Consider the following 17,332-nt stretch of genomic DNA (forward strand, 5'->3'; position numbering starts at 1 on the left):
TGTACCCGGCTGGGCGATTCATACTCGGCACGCGCACTGCTCGGCGCCGTCCCGGTACGAGCGAAGCGCCAAATGCCCGCCTGCCTGGAACACATTTCAATGAAACGGATGTATCTGCTCGGCTTGCTCGCCGGCTTTTCGCTTCATGCTGCTGCCGCGACCGTCCCTTCGCCGAACGAGAAAGGAGCCTTCATTGACGACCTGATCGAGCGGATGACCCTCGAGGAAAAGATCGGCCAGCTGCGGCTGATCAGTATCGGCGGGGACATGCCGCGCTCGCGGATGCTCGAGGAACTGGCGGCGGGGCAGATCGGCGGCACTTTCAACACGGTCACCCGCCATGACAATCGGCCCTTGCAGGATGCTGCATTGCGCAGCCGGATGAAGATTCCGATCTTCTTCGCCTACGACGTGGTGCATGGCCACCGGACGATTTTTCCCATCGGGCTGGGACTGGCGTCGAGCTGGGACCTGGACACCATCGCCCACAGCGGCCGGGTGGCGGCCATCGAGGCCAGTGCCGACGGCCTGGACATGACCTTCGCGCCCACCGTCGACATCTCCCGCGATCCGCGCTGGGGGCGCACCTCCGAAGGTTTCGGCGAGGACCCCTACCTGGTCTCGGAAATCGCCCGCACCATGGTCAAAGCCTACCAGGGCGAGTCGCCGGCGGCACCGGACAGCATCACGGCCAGCGTCAAGCATTTCGCCCTCTACGGGGCGGTCGAGGGCGGACGCGACTACAACGTGGTGGACATGAGCCCGATGCGCATGCACCAGGATTTCCTGCCGCCGTACCGCGCCGCCATCGATGCCGGGGCCGGCGGCGTGATGGTGGCGCTGAACGCCATCAACGGCGTGCCGGCGAGCGCCAACCGCTGGTTGCTGCGCGACCTGTTGCGCCGCGACTGGGGCTTTCGCGGCATGACCGTCAGCGATCACGGCGCGATCAGCGAGCTGCTGCGCCACGGCGTCGCGCGCGACGGTCGCGAGGCGGCCCGCTTGGCGATCGAGGCGGGCATCGACATGAGCATGGCCGACACGCTGTATCGCGACGAGCTGCCGGCCCTGGTGCGTTCGGGCGAGGTCGGGATCGACGTGGTCGATGCGGCGGTGCGCGAGGTGCTGGGTGCCAAGTACGACATGGGCCTGTTTCACGATCCCTATCGGCGCATCGGCGCCGCCAAGGACGATCCGCAGGACGTCAATGCCGAAAGCCGCCTGCATCGCGCCGCAGCGAGAGCCGTTGCGCGCCAGTCGCTCGTGTTGCTGGAGAACCACGGGCGGATCCTGCCGCTGAAGAAGCACGGCAGCATCGCCCTGGTCGGCCCGCTGGCCGATTCGCCGCTCGACATGCTGGGCAGCTGGTCCGCCGCCGGTATCGCCCGGCAATCGGTGACCCTGCGCCAGGGCATGCGCGAGGCGCTGGGCGAGGCGGCGGAACTGCTGTATGCGCGGGGCGCCAACGTGACCGACGACCCGCACATGGTCGACTACCTGAACCAGCTCAACTGGGACGTCACGGAGGTCGTGCAGGACCCGCGTTCCCCCGCCGAGATGATCGCCGAAGCGCTTGCCGTCGCGCAGAAGGCCGACGTGATCGTCGCTGCGGTGGGCGAGTCGCGCGGCATGTCGCACGAGTCGTCGAGTCGCACCAGCCTGCAGCTTCCGCCCGGCCAGCAGCGCCTGCTCGAAGCGCTGAAAGAGACCGGCAAGCCGCTGGTACTGGTGCTGATGAACGGCCGGCCGCTGGAGCTCGGCTGGGCGAAGGCCAACGCCGATGCGATCGTCGAAACCTGGTTCAGCGGCACCGAGGGCGGCCACGCCATCGCCGACGTGCTGTTCGGCGACTACAACCCTTCGGGCAAGCTGCCGATTTCCTTCCCGCGCTCGGTGGGGCAGATCCCGACCTACTACAACCACCTCCGCGTCGGGCGGCCATACGTCGAGGGCAAGCCGGGCAACTACACCTCGCAGTATTTCGAGGAGCCTACCGGCCCGCTGTACCCGTTCGGCTACGGCTTGAGCTATACCCGCTTCGCGTTGTCCGATGTCAGCTTGTCCAGCTCCACTCTCAGACGCGGGGAAACAGTGCAGGCGCGCGTGAAGGTGAAGAACGTCGGTCAGCGAAGCGGCGCGACCGTGGTCCAGCTATATATCCAGGACCGGGTGGCATCGGTGATTCGCCCGGTGAAAGAACTCAAGGCCTTTCGCAAGGTCTTGCTCGAGGCCGGCGAAGAGCGGGAAGTCCGCTTCAGCATCGATGAGGACGACCTGAAGTTCGTCGACGCCCAGCTGCAGCGGGTGGCAGAGGCGGGCGAATTCGAGGTGCAGATCGGCCTCGATTCGCAGCGGGTGCAAAGCCTGCGTTTCGAGCTGCAATGAATCGCGCCAGGCCCCGGTCCAAGGCTGCTGCGCAGGCGGCGGGGCGACCGCTGGCACGCGCCTGCACGGGACGTTTCGGGGTATCTATCCGGCTCGTGTCCGGCGTGGGATGATGCGCCGCCTCGATTAGCGCGGGAATCATTACCGCTGGCAGCAGACCAACGAGCAAGCGGGCCGATCGACGGCCCGGCGTAATCGCGATTCGACAGGAGGGGATGTGTCACGAACCATTCATTTGGCAACGGGCGCCGGTAAAAGCCGGGTATGGGCTCTGGCGCTGGGCCTGTCCATGAGCCTGCTCGCGGGCCGCGGCTGGGCGTTCAACCTCGATGACGTTGCGCAAAAGGCCGAGAAGCTGGCGGCGGCGGGATACACCGCGCCGCAGAGCAACCTGCCGGCGGCGTTCCGGGAGATGGCCTTCGCCGACTACCAGCAGTTGCGCTTTCGTGGCGACAAGGCGCTCTGGCACGAGGCGCAGACGCCGTTCGAGGTGCAGTTCTACCACCAGGGCATGCATTTCGACGTGCCGGTGAGGATCAACGAAATCACCGCCAAGGGCGTCGAACGGGTGCGCTACGATCCCGAGATGTTCGATTTCGGCAACGTGCAGGTCGACCCGGCGGCGCTGGAAAACCTCGGCTTCGCCGGTTTCAAGGTGCTCTATCCGCTGAACGCGCCGGACAAGGCGGACGAGCTGATCACGCTGCTGGGCGCCAGCTACTTCCGCGTGGTCGGCAAGGGCCAGGTCTACGGCCTGTCGGCCCGCGGGCTGGCGATCGACACGGCGCTGCCCAGCGGCGAGGAATTCCCGCACTTTCGCGAGTTCTGGATCGAGCGGCCGGAGGCCGACCGGCGCAACCTGGTGATCTATGCACTGCTGGATTCGCCGCGCGCGACCGGCGCCTATCGCATGGTGGTCACGCCGGGCAAGGACAGCACCGTCGACGTGCAGGCGCGGGTCTATCTGCGCGAGCCGGTGGAAAAGCTCGGCATCGGCGCACTCACCAGCATGTACCTGTTCGGCGCCAACCAGCCGAGCCGGCAACTCAACTACCGGCCGCAGCTCCACGACTCCGAAGGGCTGGCCATTCAGGCCGGCAACGGCGAGTGGATCTGGCGTCCGCTGAACAACCCCAAGCGCCTGGCGATCAGCAGCTACAGCGTGGAGAATCCGCGTGGCTTCGGTCTGTTGCAGCGCACCCGGGACTTCGGCCGCTACGAGGATCTCGATGATCGCTACGAGCTGCGCCCGAGCGCCTGGGTCGAGCCGAGCGGCGACTGGGGCAAGGGCCACGTCGAGCTGGTGGAAATCCCCACGCCGGACGAAACCAACGACAACATCGTCGCGTTCTGGGTCCCCGAAGAGCGACCGGAGCCGCGCGAGCCGCTGGATTTCGCCTACCGCCTGCACTTCACCATGGACGAGCCGGCGCTGCACGATCCGGCGCTGGCCTGGGTCAGCCAGACGCGGCTGTCGACCGGCGACGTCAAGCAGTCGAACCTGATCCGCCAGCCCGACGGCAGCATGGCGCTGATCGTCGATTTCGCCGGACCGAACCTGGCCGGGCTGCCGGCGGACGCCCCGGTGTCCACGCGGGTGAGCGTCGACAACAACGCCGAACTGGTGGAGAACAACCTGCGCCACAACCCGGTGAGCAAGGGCTGGCGGTTGACCTTGAGGCTGAAGGTGCGCGACCCGGCCCGACCGGTGGAGCTGCGCGCAGCCTTGGTGGACGGCGAGACGACGCTTTCCGAAACCTGGAGCTATCAGATACCGATCCATGAATAATCCGGTGCTGCCTCCCCTTAGCGGGCGCTATATCGATCAACTGCCACTCGCCGAAGACGAGCGCCAGGCCCTGGTTCGCGAGGTGACCCACGAGGGGGGCGAGCTGGAAGACGTGCACCGGGTCCTGGCGCGTCGTGCACCGGCCATTGCCGGCGGTGCCGGAGTGCTGGGCTCGGTCGTCGCGCGCCTGAGGCTCGGCTGGGGCGAGACCCTGGAGCGTGGCCGGGCGCTCGCGCGCGATCACCAGGACCGTATCTGCATCCAGTCGACGCCGCCAATCGTGCGCACCCGGATGGTGCCCGAGCCCTGGCATACCAACGTGCTGCGGCTGAGCTGGTGGCGCTTGCTGCGCAAGAAGAACCGGGCGGTGGACATGCCGCCGCCGGTCGAGATGGATCGTTCCGGCTGGCGCAGGGTGGCCGGTTTCCGCCGCACCGTCCTGCTGCTGCTGATGCTGCTACAGACGGTCTTCGCCACCTGGCACATGAAGTCGGTGCTGCCCTATCAGGGCTGGGCGCTGGTGGACCTGCAGGAGGTGTTCCAGCAACCCTGGCAGGAGTCGGCGCGGCAGATCCTGCCGTATGTGGTGCAGACCAGCATCCTGCTGCTGTTCGCGCTGCTGTTCTGCTGGGTCTCGGTGGGCTTCTGGACGGCGCTGATGGGTTTTTTCCAGCTGCTCAAGGGGCGTGACCGCTACAACATCTCCGCCAGCACGCTGGGCGACGAGCCGATCCCGCGCGAGGCGCGCACGGCGCTGGTGATGCCGATTGCCAACGAGGACGTGCCGCGGGTGTTCGCCGGCCTGCGCGCCACCTACGAATCGCTGCTGGCCACCGGGCAGATCGAGCATTTCGACATCTTCGTGCTCAGCGACAGCAACGACCCGGATACCTGCGTGGCCGAGCAGAAGGCCTGGCTGGAGCTGTGCCGCGAGGTCGACGGCTTCGGCCACATCTTCTACCGCCGGCGCCGGCGCCGGGTGAAGCGCAAGAGCGGCAACATCGACGACTTCTGTCGCCGCTGGGGCAGCAGCTACCGCTACATGGTGGTGCTCGATGCCGACAGCGTGATGAGCGGCGCCTGCCTGACCAGCCTGGTGCGGCTGATGGAAGCCAACCCTGGCGCCGGCATCATCCAGACGGCGCCCAAGGCCTCGGGCATGGACACCCTCTACGCGCGGATGCAGCAGTTCGCCACGCGGGTCTACGGTCCGCTGTTCACTGCCGGCCTCAACTTCTGGCAGCTGGGCGAATCGCACTACTGGGGGCACAACGCGATCATCCGGGTCAAACCCTTCATCGAGCACTGCGCGCTGGCGCCGCTACCGGGCAAGGGCTCGTTCGCCGGCGACATCCTTTCCCACGACTTCGTCGAGGCGGCCCTGATGCGCCGCGCCGGCTGGGGCGTGTGGATCGCCTACGACCTGCCGGGCAGCTACGAGGAACTGCCGCCCAACCTGCTCGACGAACTCAAGCGCGACCGCCGCTGGTGCCACGGCAACCTGATGAACTTCCGCCTGTTCCTGGTCAAGGGCATGCACACGGTGCACCGCTTCGTGTTCCTCACCGGGGTCATGTCCTACCTCTCCGCGCCGCTGTGGTTCGTGTTCCTGGCGCTGTCCACCGGGCTGCTGGCGATCCACACGCTGATGGTGCCGGAGTATTTCCTGCAGCCGAACCAGCTCTACCCGCTGTGGCCGCGCTGGCATCCGGAGGAAGCCATCGCGCTGTTCACCGCCACGCTGACCCTGCTGTTCCTGCCCAAGCTGCTCAGCGTGCTGCTGATCTGGATCCAGGGTGCGCACGAGTATGGCGGGCGGTTGCGGCTGTTGCTGTCGATGATCCTCGAATCGCTGTTCTCGATGCTGGCGGCGCCGGTGCGCATGCTGTTCCACACGGTGTTCGTCACCGCGGCGTTCCTCGGCTGGTCGGTGCAATGGCAGTCGCCGCAGCGCGCCGACAACGCCACGCCCTGGGGCGAAGCGCTGCGCCGGCACGGCTCGCAGATGCTGCTGGGCGTGCTCTGGACGGCGCTGGTGGCCTGGCTCGATCCGGCCTTCCTCTGGTGGCTGGCGCCGATCGTGGTGTCGCTGATGCTGTCGGCGCCGGTCTCGGTGATCACCAGTCGCACGGGGCTGGGGCTGGCCGCGTTGCGCCGCAAGCTGTTCCTGATTCCGGAGGAGTTCAATCCGCCGCCGGAGCTGGCCGCAACCGATCGCTATACCCGGCAGAACCAGGACGCTGCCCTGCATGAGGGCTTCCTCGCCGCCACGGTGGACCCGCTCTACAACGCGCTGGTGTGCGGCATGGCGCGGGCGCGTCACGCCAAGCGGGTGGCCGCTGCCGAGGCGCTGCGCGAGCAGCGCATGCAGCAGATCCTCGATGCCGGCCCCGAAGGCAATGCCGAAGCGGCACGTTGGCGCCTGCTCAACGATCCCGACGGCATGGCGAGCCTGCACCTGCGTGTCTGGCAGGACCCGCGCTACCAGGCCTGGTGCGACGCCTACCGCCGCTGCGCCGCGAAGGAGTCGTGAGCCGGGCATAGCGGCCGCGGCACGGGGGTACGCCCGCAGGGGCGGCCCCGTGCCCAGGGCGATCAGTGCCGGTGCTGGCTGCCATCGGCGTGACGATGAACCGTCGCCGCCTCGGGCTCGGCCGGATGCGGGTGCCCCGCGTGGTTCGTGCCGGCTTCATGGCCTGCTGTCCCCGGTGCGTGCCTGTCGCTTTCCCCACCGCCATGCTGGTGGCCCGCGCTGGATGCCACCAGGCTCTGGTATTCCTGGGCGGAGAGCGATGGCAGCCGCTCGAGGAAGGCGACCAGGCCCCAGATGTAGCGATCGTCCATGGACTTGCCCCAGGCCGGCATGCCGGTGGACTTGATGCCGTGCTTGATGATCCAGAAACGGATCGCCGGATCGCCATCGGCCGTTGCCTTGGCGAGGTTCGGCGGGGCGGGATAGAGGGCCTGGCTCAATTCGCTGGAGGCGACCCCGGGCGCGAGATGGCAGCCGATGCACATGGCGTCGTAGTTGCCGGCCCCGGAGCGGATCAGTTCGGCGGCGTCCAGGCCGGGCACCTCGATGTCCTTGGCGCGCGCCGCGATGGCGTACTTGCGGGTGGTTTCCAGCAAGGCGTGCAGGGGGGCGGCATGCGGGGTATCGGCTGCGACATCGATGATGCCGGAATACACCACCGCGGCACCGCCAATCGCCGTGGCCAGGGCGACCGCCGCCAGTGTCGTCAGAATGGTTTTCATGCGCTGGACCTTAGAACCAGAAACGGATGCCCGCCAGTAGACGTGTTTCGCTGATGTCTTCGTCATTGGCGCGCAGGATGTCGGCAGTATTGCCGTAGGCGCGGTTCCAGCTCAGGCCGACGTAGGGGGCGAACTGTCGGGTGATTTCGTAGCGCAGGCGCAGGCCGACGCTGGCCTCGCTGAGGCCGGCCCCCACGCCGCGGGCTTCGTCGTTGCGCCCATGCAGGTTGAGCTCGGCGGTCGGCTGCAGCACCCAGCGCCGGGTCAGCAGGATGTCGTAGTCGGCCTCCAGGCGCAGCGCGCTCTGGCCGCCTTCGCCGAGGAAGGCGGTGGCCTCGGTTTCCAGGCCGTACACCGGCATGCCCTGCACGCCGAACGCGGCCCAGGTCTGCGCCGAGCCGGGCTTGAAGTCCTGGCGCACGCCGGCGACGGTTTCCCACCAGGGGCCGATGGCGTGGCTCCAGAGTAGTTGCAGTTCGGCCTCTTCGGTATGGCCGTCGGTGCGCTCGCCTTCGGAGCGGAAGGCCAGGCGGTCGACGTCGCCACCGAGCCAGCCGGAAATGTCCCAGGCCAGCGCACTGCCGTCGTCGGCGTCCTGCCATTCCAACTGGTCGGCGAGGAAGAGGAAGTGGCTGCCGCCCTGGTGCATCCGGTGCGGCGGCAGGGCGGGGAAGGCAGCGGCACGGTCTGCCTCGGTGAGGGTGGGGATCGGCGAACGCGGTTCCTGGCCCGGTGGGATGCCGGTGGCCGGCGGATGCGCCATCGAGCCGTGATCCATGTCGCCATGGCCCATCTGGCCATGCTCCATCTGCGGGGAAGGTGCCTGCTCGTGCGCCGACGGCATGGCATGGCCGGAGTGGTCCATGAGCTGCTGTGCCTGGCTCGCCGTGGCGGCCAGGCCGAGGGCAAGGGCGACGGGCAGCGTCTTAGTGATCATGCGGCTTGCCCTGGCCGGCGTCCTTGTTCATGCCGTTGCCCATGCCGCCCTGGCCCATGTTGCTGTGGTCCATCATCTGCCCCTTGCCCATGTGCTCATCGTGCATCTGCATCATCTTGTCGTGATCCATGCCTTGCATCATGCCGCCCTGGCCGGGCTTGGGCAGGGTGGCCTGTGGCGCCGCCTGTTCGGCCGGGGCGTTCTGCGGATGGTGGCCGTCGTGTTCGCTCTGCGCATAGGCGGTGCCGAGGTTGAGGGTGGCGGTCAGGCCGAAGGCGAGCAGGGCATTGTGTTTGCGAGTGTTCATGTGCTTCTCCGTCATTCTTCTACGCGGACTTCGCGGAACATCCCGAGGTCCATGTGCATCAGCAGGTGGCAGTGGTAGGCCCAGCGGCCGAGGGCATCGGCGGTGACGCGGTAGCTGCGCCTGGCGCCGGGCGGCATGTCGATGGTGTGCTTGCGCAGCTTGAAATTGCCGTGCTCGTCTTCCAGGTCGCTCCACATCCCGTGCAGGTGGATGGGGTGGTGCATCATGGTGTCGTTGACCAGCACGAGGCGTACCCGCTCGCCGTACTTCAGGCGGATCGGCTCGGCGTCGGCGAAGGGGATGCCGTCGAACGACCAGGCGAAGCGCTCCATGTGCCCGGTCAGGTGCAGTTCGAGGGTGCGGCTCGGCTCGCGGCCGTCCGGATCGGCGAAGGCGCTGCGCAGGTCGGCGTAGGTCAGCACGCGGCGACCATTGTCGCGCAGGCCGATGCCGGGGTCGTCCAGCTTCGCCACCGGCATCATGGTCTGCATGTCCACCAGCGGATTGCCCTGCTCGCTGGCCGGATGCGCCTGCATTGCCGGGCTGCCGGTGGTGCCATGGGGCATGGCGGCGTGATCCATCTGTCCATGATCCATGGCGGCATGCCCCGGCCCGGCCGGTGCAGGGGCGCCATGGCCGGCATGATCGCCGTGGCCCATGTCCGCCATGCTCAGTTCCGGCCGCGGGTCCGGCCCGGGCACCGGCGCCTGCAGGCCTGCACGGCGGGCCAGGGTGCCACGCGCGTAGCCGCTGCGGTCCATGGCCTGGGCGAACAGGGTGTAGGCGTCCTGGCTGGCGTCGGGCTCGACGATCACGTCATAGGTTTCCGCCACCGCCAGGCGAATCTCGTCCACTGTTACCGGCTCGATGTGCTGGCCGTCGGCGGCGACCACGGTGAGCTTGAGCCCGGGAATGCGGAAATCGAAGTAGCTCATCGCCGAGCCGTTGATCAGGCGCAGGCGAATGCGCTCGCCCGGCTGGAACAGGCCGGTCCAGTTGCCGTCCGGCGCCTGGCCGTTGAGCAGGTAGGTGTAGGTGGCGCCGCTGACATCGGCCAGGTCAGTGGGCGACATGTTCATCCTGGCCCAGGCCCAGCGCTCGCCGAAGGCCTCGCGCCAGCCCTTGTCGGCGACGTCGCCGATGAAGTCGCCGAGGGTGCGGCGGCCCTGGTTGTAGTAGTCCGATCGCTTCTTCAGCTTGGCCAGCACCCGTGCCGGGCTCTCGTCGGTCCAGTCGGAGAGGAACACCACGTAGTCGCGGTCGTAGGCGAAGGGTTCCGGCTCGAGCGGGTCGATGACCAGCGGGCCGTAGACGCCGAGCTGTTCCTGGAAGGCCGAATGGCTGTGGTACCAGTAGGTGCCGCTCTGCTTGACCTTGAAGTGGTACTCGTACATGCCGTCCGGCGCGATGCCGGCGAAGCTGAAGCCGGGCACGCCGTCCATGTTGGCCGGCAGCAGGATGCCGTGCCAGTGGATGGAAGTGTCCTGCGGCAGGCGGTTGCGCACGCGCAGGGTCACGCTGTCGCCCTCGCGCCAGCGCAGCAGCGGGCCGGGAATGCTGCCGTTGATGGCCATGGCGGTGCGTCGGCGGCCGCTGAAGTCCACCGTCATCGAGTCGATGCTCAGGTCGAACCGGGTGCCGCTGAGCACCGTGGGTTGGCCGGGGCTGGTCAGCGCCCAGACGGGCTGGCGCCACAGGCCGAAGCCGGCGAGGGCGCCGCCAACGGCCAGGCTTTTGACGAAGGTGCGCCGGGAACTGGTGAATTGCATGCTGGTCCTGTTCGGTCGATCGGGATGTTCGAGCAGTGTTGCCGCGAGGTGAACGCAGGGAGCAGGACAACCATAGCGTGCCTGCGCTGACAGGAGGCTGAGCGCAAGATTACGGTTCGGTCAGCTTGCAGGGCGGGCACGCGGGCAGGTTTGGCACCTCGGAGCGAAGCCTTCGATATCTGCGCTTATACTCAAGTGCAGTGCATGATTCTCACGGAAGGGATTTTCGATGAGTACTGAGCGCTCTGGGCCGATCCGCGTTCTGGTTGTCGACGGCCATCGTTGCATTCTCTGGGCTCTGGAAAAGCTCATCGGGGATGCGAAGCCTGCCATGGAGGTCGTCGGTAGCGCGACCAGCCCTGCTGATGCGCTTGCCTTGCTGAACAAGACCGCCCCCGACGTCGTCCTGCTTGGTATCGATCTGGCCATGCAGAGTGGCTTCGATGCCATTTCCTGGTTCAGGGCGCAATCGCCGGCAAAGCTGCTGGTGATGACTACGCTGCAGGACAGGTCGGTGCATGGCCAGGCCGTGCTCTGCGGGGCTTGCGGGGTGCTCGAAATGGCGGAGCCGGCAGAGCTGATCGTCACGGCGATCACCAAGGTGGTCCAGGGGCAGCTCTGGCTGGACCGTGCGACCACCGGGCGGATTCTGGCCGATTGCCTGTCCCGTGTACCGGCTCGCGTGCCTGACCCTGAGTCGCAGCGGATAACGTCGCTCACCGAGCGCGAACGGGAGATCGTTGCAGCCCTGTCGAGGTACACGGCGATGTCTGCGGTTCAGGTCGCGCAGAAACTGCATATCAGCGAACACACGCTGCGCAATCATCTGACCTCTATCTACGGCAAGCTCGGAGTCACCAGCCGGCTGGGGTTGTTCGTCTTTGCCCAGCGCCACGGGCTGGACATGCCTCCAGCCCCGCCGAAGCTTCGATAGGAAGGCCCGGCCTTGCTCAGAAGCGGTAGGGCAGGGCCACGGAGAAGCTGTAGTCCGGCGAATCGTCGGTCGCGCCTGCCGACGCGGACAGTTGCAGCGCCAGGTCCCGGCTGAGCATGAAGGTGGCCCCCAGGTTCAGCGACGCGATGGTCGCCCGGGAAAGCGTACGCTTGCCGGTAGCGCTGGAGTGGATATCGGCCCCTTCGATGAAGGCTCCTGACAGCGAAGCGTCCAGGCTAATGTCCGGCGTGGCGGCCAAGGATGCGCCCAGGCGATAGGCCCAGCTGTCGCCGGGAGCGATACGTCCGGAGAAGGGACGCTCCCCGAGCAGGTTGTCGGCCCTGACATGCTTCGAATATGCATGGCTGTACGCCAACCCGCCGTAGAGCGCTACCGGGTCGAGACGCTTGAGCGCCGAAAGCGAGCCCGCCACGCTGCGGAAGCCATAGCTGATCGGAACCGGTTCGAAGGCATCGTCGCCGTTGTCATGCGAGTAGCTCAGGGCGGCGACGAACGAGGGCAGGTGCTGCGTCTCGTTGTTCAGTTTCTTGGCAAGTTCCAGTACCAGGTCGCCTACCCCGCTGTTCGATCCGATCGAGGTATTGCGGTGCGTATAGGGTATGGAGGCGCTGAACGCCATGCCCCAGGGCAAGCCCGCCTGGCCGCCCAGGCTACCGATGTAGCTGTCGCTACGGTCCCGATAGTTGTCCGAGCCCGAATGTACCCAGGTGAACCTGGGCGTCACGCGGAAGGCGCCGGATGGCAGCAGGATCAGCCCCCGCGATACCAGCGCCTCCTCGATGGCCGTGGTGGCCTCCGGGCTGTCCGGCTCGATCACCGGGGCCCTGCTTTCGGGCGCACGCAAGGCCGGTTGCGGCTGCGCCCCGGCGAGCTGGCTTTCGAGGGCGGCAACCCGCTGGCGCAGCTGCGCGTTGAGGGCCTTCTGCGCCTCGAGCTGCTGGCGCAGTTCATCGGCGGTCTCGGCGCATACTGGCGCCGCTACCGCCATAGCCAGGGCGATGGTCGACAGGCGAACTGAATGGCTCATGGCGCTGACCTCAACTGGGGGGATACGACAAAAGCCAGGCCTTGCAGCCAGACTTCATTGAAGCGTGCCAGCGACATGCGGCGATTGCCGAAGGCCGGGTCGGCGAGCAGTACCTCACGCTCGGTAACCGCATTCAGCACGACGTAGTGATTGAAACCACGGATCTGGATCGGGACGATCGGCGCGTGGAACAGTTTCAGGTCCTCGAGGGCCAGGTTCCGGTAGGCATCGCCGGCGTAGCCCCGCTGTTCGACGAAGCGCTTCATGTCCAATAGCGAGAAGCCGCCACGCGCACGCACCTTGGCCGGCTCGGTTCCCTTGAGCATGGTCGCGGCGACGTAGCGCTCGCTCACCGGGTCCTGGAAGCCGTAGGTCAGCACGGTGGCCAGCGAGGCGGCTGCGCAGCTGGTCTCCCATTGCTGCATGACCACCGCTTTCTCCCGCATTTCCTTGAGCGATTCGATGCGCAAGGCGGGGGTGTCCGCGAGGCTGGCGCAGGGAGCAAGTGTCGCGGCGGTGAGGATGGCGATTGCCATCGCCTGGAGCGCCTCGGGCAAGCGGTCGGGCAACGAACTCATGGCGGCGTCGACTCCCTGTGATCCCTGCCTTTCGATGCCCGGCTCGGGCAAGGCCAGGCACCGGTTACATCCCCTCGAGCTGCCTGGCGAACGTATCCTTTCCCACGCTGAGGGGTCAGGACGATCGGGGCCAAAGCGTCTGTGTATCAAGCTTAGACCGGGAAACCATGGCCTGCATTGTGCCAGTATGAATGCCGGCCGGGCCGCTGGCGGACAGGCGCAAGGTCGTCACGATCCATATGCCAGTCGCAACAATGCCGTTCACAGGAACCTGTGAACGGCATGGCCTGAGGTGGAGCATCTGGATGACAAGGCCCTCGCTGCCGCGCCCGTCTCAGCACAGCCGCCAGGGCCCGGGCACGGTCAGGGGAAGCTGTTGCCGGGGCCGTCGATCAGGACGGGGTCTCCTACCATGGTGGTTTGGGCCGGGGTTGCACAGGTCACCGATGCGCCGGGGCACCATACCTGCGTGGTGGTGGCGTAAGTGCTGGTGCCGTTGCTCGCCTCGCTTGCCGGGTTGTTGGAATAGCCATGGAAATACTCGTAGGTGGTGCTCTCGGACACGAGTGCCCCTGCAACCATCTGATCCATTTGCGGTTCGGTCAGGCGCATCGGTCCGTCGGCCAGCGCTGCACCTGCACCCAGTAATCCGGCCAGCGCAACTGCGGTGGCCAGGGTTTTCCGCTTGGTGTCCATCTTCATCTCCTTGCCAGGTTGCGGAGCATTGCTGCGTTCGTTTCACGCCCCGCCCCGCGGTGGGGTGAAACATGCTGTCCGCCGGATGGTTGCCCGGCTGCATCGGGCCGTCGGTTGGCTAGTCGACTGATTGCCCGGGTGAATCTAAAGCTAGCGTTGCGCTGCGTTTCGTATATGGGAGCCCTTTCCTCTTTTCGAGGGGGAGGAAAAGGCCAGCCGGCAGCTCTTCGGGAGGGAGATTTCTCCCATGGCGGGCGACCGGCTCCGGATTAACTGGCGACTCATCACGGCGGCGGCCGGGTGGCCAGTCCCTCCGGGCGCCGCCATGTACGCTCGACCGAACTCAGCGGACCGGCTGGGGGCCCAGGTAGTCGGCCAGCACCTGATCGCGGCCTTCGACGGTCAGGGCGATCACCTGGTAACGCTGGTGCGGCTGGCCGTAGTTCATGCCTGGCGAGCCGGCCGGCATACCGGGTACGGCGATGCCGGCGAGGTCGTCACGGGTCTTCAGCTCGCGGATCTGGGCCACCGGCACATGGCCTTCGATGAACTTGCCGTCGATCACCCCGGTATGGCACGAGCCCAGGCGCGGCACGACACCGAGGCGCTGCTTGACCGCCGGCATGTCGCTTTCGACATGGTCGCGCACTTCGAAACCGTTGGCCTCGAGGTACTTGATCCAGTCCTTGCAGCAGCCGCAGTTGGCGTCCCGGTGCACGTCGATGACGTCGGCGGCGTGGGCCACGCCGCTCATCAGCAGGGCGGCGACGGCGGTGAGGTAAGGTTTCATGCTGTTCTCCAGGTCGAGGTTTGTTTCAGTGGCAGCAGCAGCCAGCGCTGGCGCCGCAAGCGGTTTTCCGGGGAGGCGCATCCGCGACGGCTTCGGCCGGGTAGCCGGCGGCATCGAGTGCCGCGATCAACGCATCGCGGGTGGCCGTGCCAGCGATGCGGACGAGGCCGGCGGCCAGGTCCACATCCACCGTGGTGACGCCGGCCAGCGGCTCGAGTGCCTCGCTGACGTGCCTGGCGCAGGCGCCGCAGCTCATGCCGGAAATCTTCAACGTGCTCGTGTTCATGCTGTTCGTTCTCCCATGGCCGATACCCTTGCGACCTGGCTGAATGCTCAACCTTGACATGGTGTCAATGTCAAGCATTCAGTCAATGCCCGCCTTGCGCAAGCGCAGTGCGTTGAACACCACCGAGGCCGAACTCACGCTCATCGCCAGGGCGGCGATCAGCGGCGACAGCAGGTGCTCGGTCAGCGGATAGAACAGGCCGGCGGCCAACGGAATGCCCAGGCTGTTGTAGAGGAAGGCGAAGGTCAGGTTCTGGTGCATGTTGCGCACCGTGGCCATCGACAGGCTGCGGGCGCGCAGGATGCCCAGCAGGTCGCCCTTGACCAGGGTGACCTGGGCGCTGTTCATCGCCACGTCGGTGCCGGTGCCCATGGCGATGCCGACATCGGCACGGGCCAGCGCGGGAGCGTCGTTGATGCCGTCGCCGGCCATCGCCACGCGGTGCCCGGCCTGTTGCAGGGTGGCGGCGAGGCGCTCCTTGTCCTGCGGCTTGACTTCGCCGTGGACTTCTTCGATGCCCATCTGGCGCGCCACCGCGCGTGCCGTGGTGAGCCCGTCGCCGGTGGCCATGATGACCTTCACGCCGGCCGCCTGCAGGTGCTCGACCGCCTGCCTGGAGGTGGGCTTGATCGGATCGGCCACCGCGAGAAGCCCGGCCAGCCTGCCATCCACCGCCAAGTACATGATGCTCACGCCCTCGGCGCGCAGCTCTTCGGAGCGGGCCTGCAACGGCGTGGCATCGACGCCGGCTTCGTCCAGCAGGGTGGTGTTGCCCAGCAGCAGTTGCCGGCCGTCGACCCGGCCACGTACTCCGATGCCCGAGGCGGATTCGAAGGTCTCGGTCGGGCTGAGCGTGACGCCGGCTTGTCGCGCGCGCTCGACGATGGCGTGCGCCAGCGGGTGTTCGCTGCCCTGGTCGAGGCTGGCCGCCAGTTGCAGCACCTGTTCCTCGTCGAAGCCGGAGGCGGCGACCACGCTATGGAACGCCGGCCGGCCTTCGGTGAGGGTGCCGGTCTTGTCGACGATCAGCACGTCGACCTTGCGCAGGTTCTCGATGGCGCTGGCATCGCGGAACAGCACGCCGCTGCCGGCGGCCTTGCCGGTGGCGACCATCACCGACATCGGCGTCGCCAGGCCGAGCGCGCAGGGACAGGCGATGATCAGCACCGCCACCGCATTGATCAGACCGAACACCCAGCTCGGCTGCGGGCCGAACAGGCCCCAGCCGAGGAAGGTCAGCACGGCGACCAGGATCACCACCATCACGAAGTAGCCGGCGATCACATCGGCCAGGCGCTGCATGGGCGCCTTGCTGCGCTGGGCCTGGGCGACCATCTGCACGATCTGCGCGAGCATGGTCGCCGAACCGACTTTCTGCGCCTCCATCACCAGGCTGCCATGGGTATTGAGCGTGGCACCGATCAGGCTGTCGCCGGCGTGTTTCATCACCGGCAGCGGCTCGCCGGTGAGCATCGACTCGTCCACCGCGCTTTCGCCCTCGAGCACCCGGCCGTCCACCGGCACCTTCTCGCCGGGGCGCACGCGCAGGCGATCGCCGCTGTGCACGTGGGTCAGCGGAATGTCCTGCTCGCTGCCGTCGGCCGCGATGCGCCGCGCGGTTTTCGGCGCCAGGCCGAGCAGGGATTTGATCGCCGCCGAGGTCTGCGAGCGCGCCCTGAGTTCGAGCATCTGGCCGAGCAGCGTCAGCGAGATGATCACCGCGGCGGCCTCGAAGTACACGCCGATGCGCCCATCCTGCACGAAGGTCGCGGGAAAGAGTTCGGGTGCCAGGGTCGCCACCAGGCTGTAGAGATAGGCCGCCGCCGTGCCGAGGCCGATCAGCGTCCACATGTTCGGACTGCGCTGGCTGACCGAACGTACGCCGCGCACGAAGAACGGCCAGCCGGCCCACAGCACCACCGGCGTCGCCAATACCAGCTCGACCCAGTTCTGCGTGGCGCCATGGAACAGGGCCAGCGAGTGCCCGGCCATCGCCAGCACGGTGACGATCAGCGTCAGCGGCAGGGTCCACCAGAAGCGCTGGCTGAAATCGCGCAGTTCGGGGTTTTCCCGTTCCTCCAGCTCCGGCATCACCGGCTCCAGGGCCATGCCGCACTTGGGGCAGGTGCCGGGGCCGATCTGGCGGATTTCCGGGTGCATCGGGCAGGTGTATTCGGCTCCGGGATCGGCCGCTTCCGCGCTGGCCAGCGAGGCCTCGTCGGCCGCCATGGCGCCAGCCACATAGCGCTGCGGCTCGGCAACGAACCGGTCCAGGCAACGCTGGCTGCAGAAGTAGTAGTCGCGCCGCGCGTGGACGGCGTGCAACGGGCCGCCGTTTTCCACGGGCATGCCACAGACGGGATCGTGCTGCACGCGCTGTTCGCCGGCCTGCCGCTGGTCGGGTTCCCGGGAGTCGCGCGGTGAGGGGCGAGCAGGCATGACGAGCCTCCGAAGTGGCTGAGGTGATCGCGGCCCCACCATAGCCCCGGCAGCCTTACGCCAGGCTGATCGAAACATTACTTTTCTGTAACGTTCTGGTTGGTTTGCCGCAGAGGCTG

Annotated in this window: 14 protein-coding genes; 4 read left to right on the forward strand and 10 right to left on the reverse strand. The window is 67.1% G+C overall.

Annotation, left to right across the window (positions count from 1 at the left end; genetic code table 11):
* The first annotated feature begins 99 nt into the window (after positions 1-99).
* From bglX to mdoH, 3 genes are all read left to right on the forward strand, one after another.
* On the forward strand, positions 100-2,385 hold the full coding sequence (gene bglX, locus CXK94_RS04745; protein ID WP_102893488.1) for a beta-glucosidase BglX: 2,286 nt from the start codon (positions 100-102) through the stop codon (positions 2,383-2,385).
* A 289-nt stretch (positions 2,386-2,674) separates the two neighbouring features.
* On the forward strand, positions 2,675-4,174 hold the full coding sequence (locus CXK94_RS04750) for a glucan biosynthesis protein G (RefSeq protein WP_037041577.1): 1,500 nt from the start codon (positions 2,675-2,677) through the stop codon (positions 4,172-4,174).
* A gap of 4 nt (positions 4,175-4,178) precedes the next feature.
* On the forward strand, positions 4,179-6,707 hold the full coding sequence (mdoH, locus tag CXK94_RS04755) for a glucans biosynthesis glucosyltransferase MdoH (protein WP_423835235.1): 2,529 nt from the start codon (positions 4,179-4,181) through the stop codon (positions 6,705-6,707).
* 62 nt (positions 6,708-6,769) lie between these two features.
* Here the strand turns inward: mdoH and CXK94_RS04760 are convergent, their stop codons facing one another.
* Genes CXK94_RS04760 through CXK94_RS04775 form a run of 4 tightly spaced genes read right to left on the reverse strand, consistent with a single transcriptional unit; the run spans position 6,770 to position 10,442 of the window.
* On the reverse strand, positions 6,770-7,429 hold the full coding sequence (locus tag CXK94_RS04760; protein ID WP_102893490.1) for a c-type cytochrome: 660 nt from the start codon (positions 7,427-7,429) through the stop codon (positions 6,770-6,772).
* 10 nt (positions 7,430-7,439) lie between these two features.
* The gene (locus tag CXK94_RS04765; RefSeq protein WP_102893491.1) at positions 7,440-8,366 is read right to left on the reverse strand and encodes a copper resistance protein B; all 927 of its coding nucleotides are present in this window, start codon (positions 8,364-8,366) and stop codon (positions 7,440-7,442) included.
* Positions 8,356-8,673: a hypothetical protein gene (locus CXK94_RS04770; protein ID WP_102893492.1), complete on the reverse strand. Its 318-nt coding sequence runs from the start codon at positions 8,671-8,673 to the stop codon at positions 8,356-8,358. The genes CXK94_RS04765 and CXK94_RS04770 overlap by 11 nt, the downstream gene beginning before the upstream one ends.
* 11 nt (positions 8,674-8,684) lie before the next feature.
* Positions 8,685-10,442: a copper resistance system multicopper oxidase gene (locus tag CXK94_RS04775; protein ID WP_037041569.1), complete on the reverse strand. Its 1,758-nt coding sequence runs from the start codon at positions 10,440-10,442 to the stop codon at positions 8,685-8,687.
* Positions 10,443-10,671: 229 nt separating this feature from the next.
* On the opposite strand from CXK94_RS04775, the gene CXK94_RS04780 reads away from it, so the two are divergent.
* Positions 10,672-11,376, forward strand: a complete 705-nt coding sequence (locus CXK94_RS04780) for a response regulator transcription factor (protein ID WP_102893493.1) — start codon at positions 10,672-10,674, stop codon at positions 11,374-11,376.
* Between the two features lie 16 nt (positions 11,377-11,392).
* On the opposite strand, the gene CXK94_RS04785 is transcribed toward CXK94_RS04780, so the two are convergent.
* From CXK94_RS04785 to CXK94_RS04810, 6 genes are all read right to left on the reverse strand, one after another.
* Entirely contained in the window at positions 11,393-12,424 is a 1,032-nt protein-coding gene (locus CXK94_RS04785; RefSeq protein WP_102893494.1) for a hypothetical protein, read from the reverse strand.
* On the reverse strand, positions 12,421-13,002 hold the full coding sequence (locus CXK94_RS04790; protein WP_219726483.1) for a C39 family peptidase: 582 nt from the start codon (positions 13,000-13,002) through the stop codon (positions 12,421-12,423). The genes CXK94_RS04785 and CXK94_RS04790 overlap by 4 nt, the downstream gene beginning before the upstream one ends.
* Positions 13,003-13,365: 363 nt before the next feature.
* Positions 13,366-13,698, reverse strand: a complete 333-nt coding sequence (locus CXK94_RS04795) for a hypothetical protein (RefSeq protein ID WP_102893496.1) — start codon at positions 13,696-13,698, stop codon at positions 13,366-13,368.
* A 343-nt stretch (positions 13,699-14,041) separates the two neighbouring features.
* Entirely contained in the window at positions 14,042-14,488 is a 447-nt protein-coding gene (locus CXK94_RS04800; protein WP_102893497.1) for a DUF411 domain-containing protein, read from the reverse strand.
* A gap of 25 nt (positions 14,489-14,513) precedes the next feature.
* On the reverse strand, positions 14,514-14,774 hold the full coding sequence (locus CXK94_RS04805) for a heavy-metal-associated domain-containing protein (protein ID WP_102893498.1): 261 nt from the start codon (positions 14,772-14,774) through the stop codon (positions 14,514-14,516).
* Positions 14,775-14,852: 78 nt separating this feature from the next.
* On the reverse strand, positions 14,853-17,213 hold the full coding sequence (locus tag CXK94_RS04810) for a heavy metal translocating P-type ATPase (protein WP_256045987.1): 2,361 nt from the start codon (positions 17,211-17,213) through the stop codon (positions 14,853-14,855).
* Positions 17,214-17,332 lie beyond the last annotated feature (119 nt).

Source organism: Stutzerimonas stutzeri (assembly GCF_002890915.1).
Taxonomy (GTDB): domain Bacteria; phylum Pseudomonadota; class Gammaproteobacteria; order Pseudomonadales; family Pseudomonadaceae; genus Stutzerimonas; species Stutzerimonas stutzeri_AF.